The organism is Mesorhizobium sp. GbtcB19, assembly GCF_019091085.1.
Taxonomy (GTDB): domain Bacteria; phylum Pseudomonadota; class Alphaproteobacteria; order Rhizobiales; family Rhizobiaceae; genus Mesorhizobium.
The window spans coordinates 1-1,382 of record NZ_JAGXJY010000060.1 but is presented as its reverse complement, the minus strand read 5'-3'; the positions used below and the strand labels follow the sequence as shown (position 1 = coordinate 1,382).

The following is a 1,382-nucleotide window of genomic DNA, read 5'->3' as shown; positions in this document are numbered from 1 at the left end:
GAGCTCGGCGGCCATTCGCTGCTGGCGGTCAGGCTGCTGGAGCGTTTGCGCCAGCAAGGTCTTGGAGCGGCGATCCGGGACCTGTTCGAGCGTCCCCGGCTGGCGGATTTCGCGGCGAAGCTGGGCTGGAGCCGTGAGGTTACGGTTCCTGCCAATGGCATCACGCCGCAGAGCCGGAGGATCACGCCGGCGATGGTGCCGCTGGCGGAGCTGAGCCAAGCGGAGATCGACCGGGTGGTCGAAGCGGTGCCGGGCGGGGTCGGCAATGTCCAGGATATCTACGCGTTGTCGCCGTTGCAGGACGGCATCCTGTTTCATCACCTTCTGGAGCAGAAGGGCGATCCCTATCTGATCCGCGCGCAGGTGGCCTTCGCCGATCGGGCTCGGCTGGACCGATATCTGTCGGCGGTGCAGCGCGTTGTCGATCGCCACGATATCCTGCGCACGGCCTTCGTCTGGGAAGGGCTGTCGTCGCCGGTGCAGGTGGTGTGGCGCCATGCGCCGCTGAGCATCACCGAGGTCGAGCTCGATGCCGCCGCCGGTCCAGGCGTGGACCAGTTGCGGCATCGTTATGACCCGCACCATCATCGCATCGACCTGGCCAAGGCGCCCTTGCTGCGCTTCGTGGTGGCGCGGGATACCGAGGCTGATCGCTGGCTGCTGGTGGAGCTTTATCATCATCTGGTCGGAGACCACTCGACCCTGGATATCCTGAACGAGGAGATCGAGGCGATCCTGGCAGGCCGAGAGGCAGAGTTGCCGGCGGCGGAGCCGTTCCGCAACGTTGTGGCGCAGGCGCGTCTGGGAGTCTCGGCGGCCGAGCATGAGCGCTACTTCCGCGACCGGCTTGGCGATATCGATGAACCCGTGCTGCCATTCGGCCTGGCGGAGGTGCGCGGCGATGGCAGGGGAGTGGCCGAAATATACCGGTTGCTGCCGCAGGCCCTCAACGACCGTCTGCGGAGCCAGGCCCGCCGCCTGGGTGTGAGCCTTGCCAGCCTTTGCCATGTGGCATGGGGACAGGTGGTGGCGCGCACCTCCGGGCGCGAGAAGGTGGTGTGCGGCACGGTGCTGTTGGGCCGCATGCAGGCCAGCGCGGGCGCGGACCGGGCGATGGGGCTGTTCAACAACACGCTGCCGCTGCGTCTGGACCTCGATGGGCGGGGCGTCGCGGCAGGCGTGCGCGAGGCGCATTTGCGGCTGGCTGAGCTCTTACAGCATGAGCATGCGCCGCTGGCGCTGTCGCAGCGCTGCAGCTGAGTGGCGGCGGGTGCCCCTCTGTTCAGCGCGCTGCTGGACTATCGGCACAACGCCGCGCCGACGCCCAGCCTGAGCCGCGCCGGGTGGCTGGCGAGCGGGGGGCGGGCGGACCATCCGGTGGC

1 protein-coding gene is annotated in these 1,382 nt (G+C 68.5%); it reads left to right on the top strand.

Going from position 1 to position 1,382, the window contains the following annotated elements; genetic code table 11:
* Positions 1 to 1,260 (top strand): condensation domain-containing protein (locus KVT37_RS31545; protein ID WP_254634390.1); only part of this gene is annotated, 1,260 nt, incomplete at its 5' end.
* Positions 1,261 to 1,382: the final 122 nt, after the last annotated feature.